The sequence below is a fragment of the Ferdinandcohnia sp. SAFN-114 genome, assembly GCF_059415045.1.
Window position 1 is genome coordinate 74,840 of record NZ_JBPFDQ010000007.1, and the last position, 14,188, is coordinate 89,027.

18 protein-coding genes, 1 pseudogene and 1 riboswitch are annotated in these 14,188 nt (G+C 35.2%); of the genes and pseudogenes, 9 read left to right on the plus strand and 10 right to left on the minus strand.

The window, feature by feature from the left end; translation table 11 throughout:
- Positions 1-6: 6 nt before the first annotated feature.
- Positions 7-327, minus strand: a complete 321-nt coding sequence (locus tag ACR65M_RS03850; RefSeq protein ID WP_341331541.1) for an ArsR/SmtB family transcription factor — start codon at positions 325-327, stop codon at positions 7-9.
- 397 nt (positions 328-724) lie between these two features.
- On the opposite strand from ACR65M_RS03850, the gene ACR65M_RS03855 reads away from it, so the two are divergent.
- The 3 genes from ACR65M_RS03855 (at position 725) to ACR65M_RS03865 (ending at position 2,298) form a co-directional block, all read left to right on the plus strand.
- Positions 725-928, plus strand: coding sequence for a nucleic acid-binding protein (locus tag ACR65M_RS03855; protein ID WP_341331542.1), 204 nt, complete (start codon positions 725-727; stop codon positions 926-928).
- A 161-nt stretch (positions 929-1,089) separates the two neighbouring features.
- Positions 1,090-1,545: an SRPBCC family protein gene (locus ACR65M_RS03860; protein WP_341331543.1), complete on the plus strand. Its 456-nt coding sequence runs from the start codon at positions 1,090-1,092 to the stop codon at positions 1,543-1,545.
- Positions 1,546-1,632: 87 nt separating this feature from the next.
- A complete protein-coding gene (locus tag ACR65M_RS03865) occupies positions 1,633-2,298 on the plus strand; it encodes an HAD family hydrolase (protein ID WP_341331544.1) in 666 nt (221 codons plus the stop codon).
- A 162-nt stretch (positions 2,299-2,460) separates the two neighbouring features.
- Here ACR65M_RS03865 and ACR65M_RS03870 read toward each other — a convergent pair whose 3' ends face one another.
- The gene (locus tag ACR65M_RS03870; protein ID WP_440272585.1) at positions 2,461-3,084 is read right to left on the minus strand and encodes a LysE family translocator; all 624 of its coding nucleotides are present in this window, start codon (positions 3,082-3,084) and stop codon (positions 2,461-2,463) included.
- A gap of 566 nt (positions 3,085-3,650) precedes the next feature.
- Between ACR65M_RS03870 and ACR65M_RS03875 the strand changes: the two genes are divergently transcribed.
- The 3 genes and pseudogenes from ACR65M_RS03875 to ACR65M_RS03885 all read left to right on the plus strand — a co-directional run bounded on the left by ACR65M_RS03875 (position 3,651) and on the right by ACR65M_RS03885 (position 4,694).
- Positions 3,651-3,758, plus strand: a complete 108-nt coding sequence (locus ACR65M_RS03875) for a hypothetical protein (RefSeq protein ID WP_440272594.1) — start codon at positions 3,651-3,653, stop codon at positions 3,756-3,758.
- Between the two features lie 141 nt (positions 3,759-3,899).
- Positions 3,900-4,103, plus strand: a complete 204-nt coding sequence (locus tag ACR65M_RS03880; RefSeq protein WP_341331546.1) for a hypothetical protein — start codon at positions 3,900-3,902, stop codon at positions 4,101-4,103.
- A 44-nt stretch (positions 4,104-4,147) separates the two neighbouring features.
- Positions 4,148-4,694, plus strand: a pseudogene (locus ACR65M_RS03885) (DUF1572 domain-containing protein).
- Between the two features lie 437 nt (positions 4,695-5,131).
- On the opposite strand, the gene ACR65M_RS03890 reads toward ACR65M_RS03885, so the two are convergent.
- Genes ACR65M_RS03890 through ACR65M_RS03905 form a run of 4 tightly spaced genes read right to left on the minus strand, consistent with a single transcriptional unit; the run spans position 5,132 to position 8,990 of the window.
- Positions 5,132-5,911: a Ger(x)C family spore germination protein gene (locus tag ACR65M_RS03890; protein ID WP_440272595.1), complete on the minus strand. Its 780-nt coding sequence runs from the start codon at positions 5,909-5,911 to the stop codon at positions 5,132-5,134.
- Positions 5,912-6,307: a Ger(x)C family spore germination protein gene (locus tag ACR65M_RS03895; RefSeq protein WP_440272586.1), complete on the minus strand. Its 396-nt coding sequence runs from the start codon at positions 6,305-6,307 to the stop codon at positions 5,912-5,914.
- Positions 6,304-7,395 carry a GerAB/ArcD/ProY family transporter gene (locus ACR65M_RS03900; RefSeq protein ID WP_440272587.1) on the minus strand — a complete coding sequence of 364 codons (1,092 nt, stop codon included), beginning with the start codon at positions 7,393-7,395 and terminating at the stop codon, positions 6,304-6,306. Before ACR65M_RS03900 ends, ACR65M_RS03895 begins: the two co-directional genes overlap by 4 nt.
- A gap of 44 nt (positions 7,396-7,439) precedes the next feature.
- Complete coding sequence (locus tag ACR65M_RS03905; RefSeq protein ID WP_440272596.1) at positions 7,440-8,990, minus strand: spore germination protein; 1,551 nt, start codon at positions 8,988-8,990, stop codon at positions 7,440-7,442.
- 182 nt (positions 8,991-9,172) lie between these two features.
- Here ACR65M_RS03905 and ACR65M_RS03910 point away from each other — a divergent pair, with 182 nt between their 5' ends.
- Both ACR65M_RS03910 and ACR65M_RS03915 read left to right on the plus strand, forming a co-directional pair.
- Positions 9,173-9,448, plus strand: coding sequence for a histidine kinase (locus tag ACR65M_RS03910; protein ID WP_440272588.1), 276 nt, complete (start codon positions 9,173-9,175; stop codon positions 9,446-9,448).
- A 732-nt stretch (positions 9,449-10,180) separates the two neighbouring features.
- Positions 10,181-10,606, plus strand: coding sequence for a hypothetical protein (locus ACR65M_RS03915; RefSeq protein ID WP_341331551.1), 426 nt, complete (start codon positions 10,181-10,183; stop codon positions 10,604-10,606).
- 107 nt (positions 10,607-10,713) lie between these two features.
- Here ACR65M_RS03915 and ACR65M_RS03920 read toward each other — a convergent pair whose 3' ends face one another.
- From ACR65M_RS03920 to ACR65M_RS03935, 4 genes are read right to left on the minus strand one after another with little or no spacing between them, the layout of a single operon-like run.
- On the minus strand, positions 10,714-11,481 hold the full coding sequence (locus ACR65M_RS03920) for a thiazole synthase (protein WP_440272589.1): 768 nt from the start codon (positions 11,479-11,481) through the stop codon (positions 10,714-10,716).
- 2 nt (positions 11,482-11,483) lie between these two features.
- Complete coding sequence (gene thiS, locus ACR65M_RS03925) at positions 11,484-11,687, minus strand: sulfur carrier protein ThiS (RefSeq protein ID WP_121446079.1); 204 nt, start codon at positions 11,685-11,687, stop codon at positions 11,484-11,486.
- Between the two features lie 12 nt (positions 11,688-11,699).
- Positions 11,700-12,812 (minus strand): glycine oxidase ThiO, encoded by a 1,113-nt coding sequence (thiO, locus tag ACR65M_RS03930; RefSeq protein ID WP_440272590.1) that lies wholly within the window; start codon positions 12,810-12,812, stop codon positions 11,700-11,702.
- A complete protein-coding gene (locus ACR65M_RS03935) occupies positions 12,802-13,404 on the minus strand; it encodes a thiamine phosphate synthase (protein ID WP_341331554.1) in 603 nt (200 codons plus the stop codon). Before ACR65M_RS03935 ends, thiO begins: the two co-directional genes overlap by 11 nt.
- Positions 13,405-13,522: 118 nt before the next feature.
- Positions 13,523-13,633: riboswitch (TPP riboswitch) on the minus strand.
- Positions 13,634-13,925: 292 nt separating this feature from the next.
- On the opposite strand from ACR65M_RS03935, the gene ACR65M_RS03940 reads away from it, so the two are divergent.
- A complete protein-coding gene (locus ACR65M_RS03940) occupies positions 13,926-14,126 on the plus strand; it encodes a hypothetical protein (RefSeq protein WP_440272591.1) in 201 nt (66 codons plus the stop codon).
- Positions 14,127-14,188 lie beyond the last annotated feature (62 nt).

The window sequence follows — 14,188 nt, forward strand, 5'->3', positions numbered from 1 at the left end:
AACTCCCTAATCCATATGACGGTCACAACAAGCTACATCATTCTGCACATCTTCAAAAACTGTATTAAACATCATTAATAATTTACGAACCTGTTCATTACGTAAGCTGTAGTACACGTATTTTCCTTCTTGTCTCCCAACGATGAGTCCACAACCTTTTAAACATGCTAAATGCTGTGAAATATTAGATTGATTCCCTTTAAGGTCATCCACAATCTGAGAAACTGCTTTTTCTTGATCTTTTATACTATCTAGAATTTGTATACGTGTTTTATCAGCAAATCCTCTAAGGAATTTTACCTTCGTATCAATATCCGCTTGTAGCATACCATTTCCCCCTCATCATATTAGAAATAACTAATATGTTCTGTTAGTATCATATTAGCAATTCCTAATATGTGTGTCAAACCTTTTAAAAAATGGATTGTGTCAATTTGAAAGGTATTTGAATACTACATATTCTTCAAAAAAATTAAGCAAGTTTCACAATAAGGTTCTGGTTTTAAAAGGAATTATTCATTCTATATAGAAAATATAAAGAGATATCGATCGTTTAAAAAATGGGGAAGACCAGTAATTGACTAATTTTCTTTCTAGACATTTTAGCCTTAAAAAAGTAATGAGGGTGTTTATGTAGCATTTCCAATAGTTGTTGGTGGTTCTGGAAGTAAAAATAATCGAAGTTCAAACATTAAAAATTTATTGAATTAGGGGGCCTGTAGAGATGAAAAGAATTTGTATTCATTGTCAAACTGAAATGATCAAGGATTGTAAAGTGACTGTTGAGGGTGATATTGCTGGACTAAAAATTAGTCAAAAAAGGAAAGGGCTTTTCAATAATGTATCGGCAAAGACAAAAGCTTCAGTGTGTCCCAATTGCGGATATGTAGCTCTATACATTGATGATTTTAAAGAATTTAATCAGTAATAGGTTTTAAAGGTAAGATGGACACTCTTTAATACCGATTAGTATTATGGAAGTAACAGATTCGAGAGTCCAAGACGGATTAACGCAAATTTTTGAAATTATATAGCTACTACTACGTGGCAGTAGGGTTGAATAAATAATTCTTAAAAAGGAGATAGCGAATGCCTATTATTAAGCATAAGCAATTTATCCAAGCACCTGTGGAGGTATGCTTTGACCTTGCAAGAAACGTTGATATACATATTGAAACTACTGCTAAAACGAAAGAAAAAGCTGTTGGTGGAATTACACAAGGGCTATTAAATATTGGCGATACTGTTACTTGGGAAGCTACTCACTTTGGTATTAAACAAAGGCTAACAGCAAAAGTAACTCAAATGGAAAAGCCTATCGTGTTTGTTGATAGTATGGTGAAAGGAGCTTTTCGTTCCTTTACTCATACCCATCAATTCAAAGAAGAAAAAGGTGGGACACTAATGATTGATACTTTTGAGTATAAGTCACCTTATGGTCCACTTGGAGTTATTGCAGATAAGTTATTTTTGGAGAAGTATATGACAAACTTTATCATTACTCGTGCAAAAGAACTTAAAAGAATAGCTGAGAATGTAAATTAATTATATCAACTACTGTGTGCATTAATCTAAGAAGGATTAATGCACTTTTTTAATATATTTATTAATTATATTGGGAGGTATATGAAAATGATTAAAGCTGCTATTTTCGATTTAGATGGAACATTGTTGAATAGAGATGAATCTGTTCATATGTTTATAAATGCTCAATATGATAGGTTAAAAAAACATGTAGGTCAAATTCCAAGAGAGAAATATGTAGCGAGATTTATAGAATTAGACAATCATGGGTATGTATGGAAAGATAGGGTGTTTCAACAATTACTACATGAATATGAGATTCGTGATATTACGTGGGAGGAATTACTTCAAGATTATATATGTGAGTTTAAAAATAATTGCGTTCCTTTTCCTAATCTTATAAATATGTTAAAGGAATTAAAAAGAAGGAACATTATGTTAGGAATCATTACAAATGGAAAAGGGCAGTTTCAGATGGACAATATAAAGGCACTTGGTATAGAGAAGTATTTTGACACGATTTTAGTATCTGAATGGGAAGAAATAAGAAAACCAGATCCTAAAATTTTTATAAGAGCGTTGGACCAACTTAATGTTTCACCTAATCAATGCATATTTGTTGGGGACCATCCTGTAAATGATGTGAAAGCTGCAAAAAGTGTCGGGATAAAAGCGATTTGGAAAAAAGATCTTCAATGGACTACTGTTGAAGCTGATTTTATCATTAACGATTTATCTGAATTGCCTTTGATTATAGATAAAATAAACACTTAGTAAACTTATGGTAGTAGCGATCAATGTTTATATTGTAGATAACCTGCCATCTAGTTTATTAGGAATAGGGTTTAAATAAAAATAAAACACAAAAATAAGCAATGTCACTACATATTAGACATTGCTTATTTTTGTGTTTTATTTTAGTGCAATTAGTATCGATTATTCCTTGCTAAAAGCAATTTTTAATCCAATTAAGGTGAATAATGAACCTTGAATATAGTTAATCTTTTTAGAGATTGTTGGGTTTTTACGTAAAAATGTCCCTACTTTCCCAGCAAAGATACTGATTAACGAGAAAATAACCAAAGTTTGGATTAGAAAAAGGATGCCGTAGACAAGCATTTGCAATGAAACATGACCATTTTCATAGTTAATAAATTGTGGAAAGAAGGCTAGGAAAAACAAAGACACCTTAGGATTTAGTAGGTTCATAATAACCCCTTTTTTGTATAGAGATTTATAGTCTAAAGTGTCCTCGTTTTTAAGGATAAGATCCGTATCTTTTTCTTTGAAAGACTTATAGGCTAAGAATAACAAATAGGCTGCGCCTGCATATTTGACGACCGTAAATGCAAATGCAGACTGATAAATTAAAGCTGAAATTCCAATCGTTGCAGCTGTAATATGTACTAGTAATCCTGTACAAAGCCCAAGTGTCGTAAAGATACCTGCCTTTTTTCCTTTTGCTAGACTCTGTGGCAACGTGAACAAATTATCTGGACCTGGCATCAAAGTAAGAATGATTGCAGCACTTAAAAAAGATAGTATAGAAAGAAAATCCACGTTTATCCCTCCAATTTTTTAAGGTTAATATTACCATAACTTCGTTGAGTTAGGTTGATGGATAAAAAATCTTTAACGAGATACTCTGAAAAAATTGTCTCCTAAGAGTTACAAGTACCCGGAGTTGATTATTTTCCTTTTGGAGGACAACAAGAAGGGAACAAATGTTATAAAAAATGGTGTATTATTTTGTAAATGGGTTTTAAGAAGGAAAAATGCTTTTTTATTGAAGTTATTGTAATAACCAACCATGTTACCTATTAAACTTTTTTAATAGGTAAGTTCTACGAATGGAGGTAGGATACATGACTTTTACTGCACGGATAGTAGGGCTTTTACTTATATTCTTAATTTATATTATATTGTCAGAGTTGTATTTGAAAAGGACTTTACATATTAAGGAAGTTAGAAAAAGTTTATTAAGTAAGGGGAGAAAAAAACTCTTTGTTTCCATAGAAATCACACTTATATTTTTATTTGTTTACAGTACATTTTATTTTATGGATACACCTTTTTTTATACTTCCAACGTTTCTATTCTCTACTTGTTTATAATTCTTTAGAGGAATTGAGGAATGGCATGAGGGGAAAGATGAAAAAGGCTACTATCAAGAGTGGCTTACTTCATTAACATTTTTCGTCATGTTTATATTCATGTTATTTGGTGAATTTTAACGATCTTCAAAAGTAAGATGGATATCCAGGTATTTGTATCGTGAATTATTTGAATGTTATTTATTTTATGGATATTTATGTTAAAATATGGATAGGATTGGAACGGTTCGGTTTATGGAATTTATTCTAGGGAGTGATTCTTTGGGAAAAAACAGCATTGGTATATCTTTTATTGGGATCTCAGTCATTTTGATTGGTTATAAGTGGATTGGTGAATTCATTGGTGGCACATCAGTTTCGGGAACTATAGTAAACATTTGCACATTTACATTTTTAGCTGGGTTATGCTTTTTAGCTTGGGGTGAATATGACAAGCGTAAAGGTCATAAGAGGAAGTCAGGGTAATCCACTAATGTAATGTAAAGCATCTATTATTTGGGGGGATCGCTATGAATATTGGAAATGAATATTTGAGAATCGTCATTGAACGATTTAAAAGTGTAAAAAGCCTTGGAGATAAGACGATACAACAGTTAAATGAAGAGGAAATCCATTGGTCTTATAATGATGAGTCTAATAGTGTTGCAGTTATTGTTAAGCATGTAAGCGGGAATATGGTTTCGAGATGGACAGATTTTTTGACTTCAGATGGGGAAAAAGAATATCGTAATCGGGATGAAGAATTTATTGACAATATTTCTTCTAAGTCAGAGGTAATTAAGGTTTGGGAAAAGGGATGGGAAGTGCTATTTGCTACACTTAACGATTTAGGTGAGCCAGACTTATTAAAAAAGATTTACATTCGAGGAGAAAGTCATTTGGTTATAGATGCTATTGAAAGGCAAATGGCCCATTACTCATATCATGTCGGCCAAATTGTGTATATCGGCAAACTATTAAAGGACAGCAATTGGGAGAGTTCTCAGTATACCAAGAGGGAAATCCGAGGATTATTTAAGGGAAATGCTTGAGAAACACAAAAACCATAATAAATAACGGAAAAACTTGAATGAACGTAGATCAATAACCTTAGAACGGCTATTGCTCATTTTTTTGATATCCGTTAATTGGTACAGTAATATGGTTGAAGCCTAACTTATAGATATAAAATGCTAATATACTACCATGTAGGAATAAAGTATGAATACACTATCAAATATCACCCAGAAGGAACAACAAGAGACTGTATAAGTAGATAACAGTCTCTTACTATGCTTACTCCATTAACTTTCCTAAGGGTCCAAAAACGTAATGTAACAAAGTGGTGGGGCCAGGTACTTTTTCTAGGTTAAAGAAAGATAATCCCACCGAGACAATAAGAATTGACACAAATATAATCTTTTCGACTTTCTTGAGGCCCATTATTCGATTCTTTTCAAAAAGGATAATAAGACACACTAAGAATAGGACAGTCAGTCCTACACTCCAGTTCATCATTTTACCACCTCGTCGTTAGGGAAGGCTGCAGGGGGACCGATGTCACCTGGCGTTCTAATGGTGGCGTCTACATGTATTTTCACATCCACTTCAGAGAATTTTTCATCCCACTGATTCTTTACTTTCTTCCATTCTTCAGGATATTTTTGATGGAACCTTCTCCCAAAGTCAATAGGATCAGAATGAAATTCATGCTGCAGCTTCTTGATAGTTTGACTCACTCTTTCTTTTAAAACGGCTTCAAATTCGTTTTGTAGTCGCTCGATGACTTGCTCATTAAATAAATTCATTTTTGTTTCATTTTGGACGATATCCCCTCTAATATCTAAATCAACATTCATGATCCAACGCCCTTTTTCGATTAGTGGTTTGAACTTTATCTTTCCAATGGTCGGCATCATGATAATTTCCTCATTATAGCCCTCAGGTTTAATGGATAATGTGCTTCTTTTTATTTTTCTTAATAACCACATAAGCCCACGTGTTTGTTCCATATTTAATTGCCCTACCATTTTATTCTTTTTAAAGATGGCTGTGCCAGTGATGGTTGGTATTGTTTCATTTTCTTGTCTAGCTTTTTCCGGAGAGAACAATGGTTTAACTAAAGGCAATGCTACTGCTTGGCTTTCTCCCATCAAATGGGTGTCCACATCAATCAGAGTCGTATCTATTCCACTTTCATGCGTTGATAATTTTCTAAGCGCCTCTCCGGAATAGCGCTCTAAAGGAGGTACTAGCATGAGAATTTCTCTTGCTTTTTCCTCGCTGACGTAGATTTAGGAGAAACCTCTTGGTGCAGGATGACGAAGCAAATAGTCGACTTCCTTTTGTATTCCCTTTTTTGCTAGTTCGTTTCCCATTATAAATATTTTACATTGGCCCCAGAAAAGTACTCTGGGTACATTCGATTGTAATTTAGATACAGCTTCTGCAAGACTATCTCCGGTTCCTTCACGTATAAATGTTGATCCAGCACTTGGATCTTCTCCTGTTTGGCCCGTTGTAATGGCACGGGGAATAAAAATTTGTACAGAGATTTGAATTTTATCGTCCTCTACAAGATCAATCGCTGCAGCTGTGATGATTGAAAGATCTTGTAATTCCTCAGAGTCCCAACAGCTAGAAAGAAGTAATAATGATAGTAGAATGATACAACTTTTCCTAAGTATCAAGTACTTTCACTCCTTTTTCTCTTGATTAATGCGATTCCAAGTAGAAAAAGGGGGATGATGGTTTGAATCGTTAGTAAATAAAATGGCTGAATTGTAGATATATAGTTCACTTTTACCACTAAATTTGGGAGATCCCAGTAACTAAAGATAAAGACTAATACATTTAACGGAAAGACGATAATCTTGTAACTGGAGAACCTAAATAATTGTGCGAGTGAAAGACTTGCTGCATATAAAAAGACGGAAATTTTAACAAAGTTTCCAAGGACCCATGATGCTGTAATCAGTACCTCAAAATTTTCAAAGAAGTTGTAAACAGTAATGGAACGAATGATTGCATATACTGGATAAAATAGATTTGCTGCAGATGTTCCAATTGCAGTAAGTACAAAAAAGTTCACATATAATAGTATGAACATTACAATTAGGGATGCTCGTAAACCAGATTTTAAGCCATTTTTTTGATTATTGATATACGGAAATATAAATGCTAATAGGAAAAATTCACTAAACCAAGAATTATGAATCAATGTCCCTTTCATAACAGGCAATAATCCATTTTCTAAAAATGGCAATAGATATCCAAGCTTAATGTCTTTTATTAATAACAACAGAACTACTGAGGAACTCATAAATAGTGTCGTGCAAATAATAGCGGTTCTCGCAATTACCTCTAATCCACCACGAACTGCTAATGCGCTGACAAACAATATCGTAATCGAAAAGATGATTATTGGGGTATCTGTCATTACATTTGTCGAAATGAAACTTGAATATTCTCTAACGATAATCCCTGAATTATGAATATAGAATAGTGTAAGGAGAAGTCCAAATACTCTCCCTGCAGCTTTACCAATTATCCTCTCGCTATACTCGATAGGGGTTTGCATAGGATATAATTCGTGCAATCTCCAGACGATGTAGACTGTTAAAAATCCAATCAACGAGCCTAAAATAGGAGTCATCCACATATCATGGCCAGCAAATTTTGCATCAATAGATGGAATGGAAAGAATTGCGGTCCCAATAATCGTTGGTATCATAATAAATTCCGTTTGTGGCGCTGTAATTCTGCCCTTTTCTACCATTTAATGTTTCACCGCCATCTAGCATAAAAATAGGTTGGAGAACATTAGTCTCCTCCTTTGTCTGGTTGTGGTTCTATTGTTTTTCCTTGTCTTACCGAATCAATGTTACCTGTTAAATGAGGTCGAAAGTTCATCTTCCATAATGGAAAACGAACAAACGTATCTTGCATTGGATTCTTATGTAAGGTATTAATTGGACTTAAATATGGAATATCAAAAGATCTCAACGTTGATAAATGAATGATTAGGACGATTAAAGCAAGCATTACTCCGATTAAGCCTAAAAGACCTGCCAAAATAATAATTGGAAATCGTAACAGCCGAATTGAAAGACCGATGGAATATCGTGGGACTAGAAAAGAAGCAATTCCTGTAATGCTAACCACAATAATCATAGGTGCAGAGACAATTCCAGCTTGTACCGCGGCTTGACCAATTACTAAGGCACCTACGATACTAACTGCAGAACCAATTTGCTTGGGTAATCGCAGACCAGCCTCCCGTAATGCTTCAAAGGCAAGCTCCATCAAAAAAGCCTCTACAATGGCTGGAAAGGGCACTCCTTCCCTTGCGGAAGCAATGCTCAGCATCAGATTGATCGGAAGCATTTCTTGATGAAAGCTCGTAATCGCAACATAGATAGAAGGGAGGAAGATAGCCACTCCTAAAAATATAAAACGAATGATTCGAATAAATGTTCCTATCCAAAAACGTTCATAATAATCTTCTTGGGATTGAAATAAGCTAAAAAAACTAATTGGCGCTATTAAGGAAAAAGGGGTACCGTCAATCATTAATACCGCTCTGCCCTCTAGTAAATTGGCAGAAACAACATCCGGTCGTTCCGTATATAAAACTTGTGGAAATGGTGAAAAAGGATGATCTTCAATAAATTGCTCGATATATCCGCTTTCTAAAACTCCATCAATATCAATCCGATTTAGGCGATTTTCCATTTCCTGAATTAAGTTCTGGTCAGCTAGTCCCTCTATATATGAAATGACTACTTTTGTTTTTGTATATTTACCAACATATAGTGGCTTCATTTTGAGGGAAGGATCTTTGATAATCCGTCGAACTAACGATGTATTTACTCCTATGGACTCAGTGAAACCTTCCCTGGGTCCACGGATTCCAGTCTCAGCTGATGGTTCTTCAATGGAACGCTTTTCATACTTTACAATTCCTAAAGAATAGGCCTCTTTAAGACCATCTAGCAGTAAGAGTGGGTTGCCATTGGCAATTGCATCACTACAGGCTGAATACGTATCTATCTTTTTTATATTCGAAATCGGAATCGTATTTTTTAAAGAATGAATGAAATCTTTCTCAATAATTTCTGTCATTTTCAATAAATTTTCAAGTACAAGTTCATCAAGCTTTTGTAGATCACTTAATCCTTCTATATAAACAACAGCGGCCTTTTTATTGCCAATCGCAAATGAATGAAAAACGACATCTGAACTATCTTTATAAAGTGAGGAAAAAAACAGGACATTCTCATCAAGGCTATTTGATAATGAAACACCCACAGATTGATTTTTCTCTGGAGCTTCTTTACCTTTCGTCCCTTTCTCTTGAGGAAGTCTTCTCATGCGAAACACCTTTTTTCCTCCTCTAACCCAGTATTAATACTTACATTGCCTTAATTGGTAATAAAATATGCATAGAGGAAATTGTTTCAAGTTATTGAGAAGGAAAATTGTACCAATTTGTAGAATTATTCGGAGAGAGTTAAACGTTGATATTAGAAGTTTTCTTTAAAGAGGTGGATGTGTTGAAAAAATCTCTAGGTTTGATTTCATTGATTTTAATAAGTCTTTTTATCGTTCTAGGTTTTGTAATCCCACAAGCAATAGAACCTTTACCTGAATCATTAGACTTATTGCTGTTGTTAAGCCTGTTAATAGGGTCATTTATAACCGCGATATTAAGTGAAAAAGGACGTTTGAAAATTATTAATGTCGCTTTTTCGTTAGTGGGTATGTTTGCTTTACTAATTATCATTATTTTCACAATTAGTATGATGTTGTTTGGGAACTTTGGGACTTAGGTTTATTTTAAATTATCCATCATAGTTTTAACTTGTTTATCGATGGATGGTGAGGGAGAAATTATTATTAAAATCATAATGATGAAGAACATTGAATATTATGTTACTATCACTAAAATTCGTTCGTGAAAAGGAGGTGACGAGTAACGGGGTACAAATTTACATCAAAAAAGAAATGGATTAGACAAGCGATAAATTCAATTTTATACGTACTCATTATCATTTTTTTAAGTATATATTATTATATAATCTTTGATGCAGCTAATTTTACAAATCCAATCATATTTATTATTTTAATTTCCTCCATTTTGATTGCGATACTTAGGGCAATATACTATTTTAAATTAAATAAAAAAGACTATCTTTTTCTTGAAGGCGAAAGTTTATCTATATACAGAGGATTTCTTTTTCGAAGAAAACAAATTCTATTTGGCCAAGTAGAGGTAGTTGTTCAAGTTAGTGATGTCATTCTATTTATTATGAACAATGGAAAGGAAGAACAAATTTATACTGATTTAATATCAGAGGAGGATCAAGTAGAGTTGATAAAAAACCTAAAGTCCATATTTGATTCTAAGGCAGTTGGGTTTTAACGTCATCTTTAAGGATTTTGGGTTTGAAAAAAACCCCATTGTATTACCGTTATCTAACAGATTTAGATAGACATGTGTTAAGCCATTCTATATATGAGCGTTAAAATTTTTAACGTTTCTATAAAGAGGGGGTTAATACATGAGGAAACCTGTCAAAACTATTTTAGGTGCAGCATTATTAGTTGTCGGACTTGCAGGATGTCAAGGTAACGATAATAACTTTGATACCAAAAATAATGGGGATGTCAAAATATTGAATCAAAGAAACGATAATGGGCATGGTTTCAATCAAAACGACAGATTTGACAATAACAATGGCCGTAGTAACATCATGAATGACCGTAACCAAGATTGTAATGATGACCTCTATTATGGTCAAAGTGGTACTGGTACTACTAGTATTGGGACAGGAACTACTGGTACCGGTGGTGCTGGTGCGATGGGAACTGGAACAGCAGGCAGTGGTGCTGGAACAGGCGCTGGTGTTAATGGAGGTCCTGGTGCAGGTACTACTGGATATGATGGTTGTCGAGACGGAACTGGACTAGGGTCAAATAATCGCTAAACAAGAACATTTCTATTGGAGTTGCAACAATATTCATGAACGTGGATATTCCAATGGCCTGCCTTTAAGCATGCTTAAGGGGTCAGGCCATTGGTTTTCAGTAATTGTTAAGATCCTACCAACCCTGTTAAAGGGCTACTCGCTACTGCGTAATCTTTTTCCTCAATGCGTCCGGCCTCATAGCCTAGTCTTCCTGCTTCTAACGCAAGTTTGACAGCGAGTGCCATTTTTACTGGATCCTTTGCACCTGAAACAGCCGTATTTAACAGAACACCATCTGCTCCAAGTTCCATTGCATGAGCAACATCCTTTGGTGAACCAATTCCCGCATCAATAATGACCGGAACTTGAGATTGCTCAATAATAAATTTTAGATTTAACGGGTTAATAATTCCTTTACCTGAACCAATTGGACTTGCCCCCGGCATAATCGCATGTACACCGAGATCCTCTAATCGCTTAGCTAGCACTACATCATCTGACGTATACGGCAACACAATGAAACCTTCATTGAGAAGCATTTCCGATGCCTTCAACGTTTCGATTGGGTCTGGTAAAAGGGACCTGTCATCTCCTATAACCTCAACCTTAATCATGTCACACAATCCAGATGCTTTAGCTAGTTTCGCTATTCGAACCGCTTCCTCAGCAGTTTTAGCTCCTGCTGTATTTGGAAGAAGTGTATATTTCGTTAAGTCCAATTGCTCTAAAAAATTGGGCTGACTTTCTTCAAAAATGTTCATTCTTCTCACAGCAAACGTTAAAATTTCAGCATCTGAAACCTCAACAGCTTGCTTTTGAATTTCAAAAGATGGATATTTTCCTGTTCCTAATAAAAGTCTAGAATGGAATGTACGATTTGCTATTGTTAACATGATTATCCTCCTCCTACAAATTGGACGATTTCAATAATATCGCCATTTTTAAGTCTCATCGCTTTATAGTCATCTTTTTGAATAATATCCTCATTAATCTCTACAATCGCGATCCGATTTTCCAAGTTATAATGAGTCAAAAGCTTATCCACTGAATTTACTTCTTCAGGAAGTTCAACCTGCTCTCCGTTAAGTCTAATCTTCATGTTCTCACCTCCCTAAATCAACGTTTTTTGTCTTCGATCAATACGAAAAGCATCGATCCATTCCTGTTTTACCTCTTTATTTAAAATTAGGTCACGTATCATTTTCCCAGTTGCGGGGGCAAGGAGAATCCCATTTCGAAAATGGCCACAGGCAATCAAAATTTGTTCCTCCTCAGGGTGTCTGCCGATAAATGGATGCCCATCAAATGTGGTAGGTCTCAAACCAGATGTAAACCCTTCAATCTTCCAGTTAGCAGAGGAGGGGAGCATCATTTTCGCTTTATTAATTAAACTCTCAACGCTATCAAGGTTGATCGATTCACTCCAGTCATCTGGAATCATCGTTGCCCCGATCACGAGTTTCCCGTTATTTCTTGGCACGATATAAGATTTGTCATGAAACAACGTGTGTTGTAAAAGAGGCTTCTCGTGCTGAACAATGATACTTTCTCCTTTTACAGGTGACAGTTGTTCAGAGATTCCTAGATTCTGAAAAAGGTGATTACTATAGACACCAGTTGCAATTACGATGTACTTTGCTTTGACATTGCCTTTAGCTGTTTTTACAATGTAGTTGTTTTCATGTTTTTCAATTTCATAGACGTTACAGCTATCAAAAATAGAAGCACCAAGAATTACAGCGCTTTTTGCAAATGCCTCACACGTATTAGTCGGAATGACGTTCACATCATCTTTGATATAGGCAGCTCCTAAAACGGCATCGCTAATCCCAGGTTCCATACATTGGAGTTCTTGCCGACTCAACTCTTTAACAGTATGTTGCTTTAAAAGTGAATGGAGGTCTTGCATTTCATTTTCAGTGAGTGCTAGCTTTATAATACCGCCATTTCGATATCCAATATCAATCCCACTTAAATCAAAAAGTTCATCTTTTAATCGTATGTACTCAAATTGACTCGACCTTGCAAAAGGGAAGAAGAGGGAGAAATCACCATCACTTTCTGAATGAGCACCTAGCATGCCAGCAGCAGCCTTGGTTGTTTTCGCACCAATTTGTCCTCCATCAAATAGAGCAACATCCATTTGTGCAGTGGCTAAATAATAAGCAATGGAGCAACCAATAATTCCACCACCAATTACAACTACTTCGTACCTATTTTTCATGGTGAATCGCCTCACTGAATGTTTTTGTGATGGAATAAGGTTCATCTGTCGCAAAAATACTGGACATGATTGCCACACCATCTGGCCCAACTGCTTGGATTGATGGTAATGTTTCTAACGTAATGCCACCAATTGCATAAACAGGGATGCTTAGTTCTTTTTTCATTTGTAATATAGGCTCAACGCCGTTTGGGGCTAGACCTTGTTTGCTATTGGTTTCAAAGCAATGGCCATATAGGATGTAATCGGCTCCATCTGTCTCCACTTCTTTTGCTTTTTCAAAGGAATGAACACTGCAACCCACTTTTATTTGCGGGTAACATTTTTTCACCATCTTTACAGGGAGGCCATGTTCAGGTAAATGGACAGTAGGTATATCCATACATAGTGCAACATCTAGGCGGTCATTGATGATGATTTTCTCTTTCTTCATACCGTTGTTAAGTAAATATTCGATTAAGGACACTATTTCTAGAACAGATTTTGATTTCTCTCGAATCTGCACGAAATCAATTACATCTTTAATCGCAATAATTTTTTCAGCAACAGCTTTTACAGATTGTCGATCATCGGTCACAGCAATTAATTTCATTGAACTACTCCTTTTCGTCTAACAACTTGCAGCGTAAAAAAGGAATATAACGGCTAAAGCACAACAAAAAACCACTCTCCAAAGTAGGAAAGTGGTTGTTATGTATACACATAAAAAACGATTGCCTTAACCACATCCCTACGCAGGTACAAGCCTGTTCAGGTAATGAGGGTTTCAAAGTAAACTACTTTTTTCTCAGCTCTTATCAAGAGTTCCCCTAGTGAAAATACAAAACTATTAACTTATAACCTAAAATTACCACAATTCCGTCCAATTGAAAAGGCATAAGTTTCCAAGGGGTCAGAGGGACAGGTCCCTTGTCCCAGTTTCTTTGTTACCTCTGATGGCAATGTCTCAAATTAAATGGGAACTTACTAAACATTCGCAAATACCCGAATTCAGATATCCTCCTTGCTTGTCATCTGTTTTTCACCTAAAATAAAAGAATCTCTGGACGGCCTGAGTCTCTCTATATACAGATTCAGGCCTTCAGTTTGCATGTAAGAAAGGAACATCATGACATGAATTCATCTGAGTATTTTTATAGATTTCTAGAGCCGATATCCAAAGAATTAGCATTCCTAGCTGGGGAATTGGAACACTCCATTTTTACAAGTCCACGTACAATGTTAACTCATTCAAGGGTACTTGTTGAAAATATTCTGCAGCAGGTAATGGAATATGAAAAAATGAAAGAAGATCCTCGCATTGAACTGACCTAGCCAAATGAGACATATATAAAACACCTATCCATATTAAATTTAACACTTTTTCATTAATTTGA

What these genes read in the sequence shown, in the direction of transcription:
- ACR65M_RS03920 (WP_440272589.1), bottom strand. Translation starts at nt 11,481, where the DNA reads ATGTTAACAATAGCAAATCGTACATTCCATTCTAGACTTTTATTAGGA.
- ACR65M_RS03850 (WP_341331541.1), bottom strand. Translation starts at nt 327, where the DNA reads ATGCTACAAGCGGATATTGATACGAAGGTAAAATTCCTTAGAGGATTT.
- ACR65M_RS03860 (WP_341331543.1), top strand. Translation starts at nt 1,090, where the DNA reads ATGCCTATTATTAAGCATAAGCAATTTATCCAAGCACCTGTGGAGGTA.
- ACR65M_RS03865 (WP_341331544.1), top strand. Translation starts at nt 1,633, where the DNA reads ATGATTAAAGCTGCTATTTTCGATTTAGATGGAACATTGTTGAATAGA.
- ACR65M_RS03935 (WP_341331554.1), bottom strand. Translation starts at nt 13,404, where the DNA reads ATGAAATTAATTGCTGTGACCGATGATCGACAATCTGTAAAAGCTGTT.
- ACR65M_RS03905 (WP_440272596.1), bottom strand. Translation starts at nt 8,990, where the DNA reads ATGAGAAGACTTCCTCAAGAGAAAGGGACGAAAGGTAAAGAAGCTCCA.
- thiS (WP_121446079.1), bottom strand. Translation starts at nt 11,687, where the DNA reads ATGAAGATTAGACTTAACGGAGAGCAGGTTGAACTTCCTGAAGAAGTA.
- thiO (WP_440272590.1), bottom strand. Translation starts at nt 12,812, where the DNA reads ATGAAAAATAGGTACGAAGTAGTTGTAATTGGTGGTGGAATTATTGGT.
- ACR65M_RS03855 (WP_341331542.1), top strand. Translation starts at nt 725, where the DNA reads ATGAAAAGAATTTGTATTCATTGTCAAACTGAAATGATCAAGGATTGT.
- ACR65M_RS03915 (WP_341331551.1), top strand. Translation starts at nt 10,181, where the DNA reads ATGAGGAAACCTGTCAAAACTATTTTAGGTGCAGCATTATTAGTTGTC.
- ACR65M_RS03900 (WP_440272587.1), bottom strand. Translation starts at nt 7,395, where the DNA reads ATGGTAGAAAAGGGCAGAATTACAGCGCCACAAACGGAATTTATTATG.
- ACR65M_RS03940 (WP_440272591.1), top strand. Translation starts at nt 13,926, where the DNA reads ATGAATTCATCTGAGTATTTTTATAGATTTCTAGAGCCGATATCCAAA.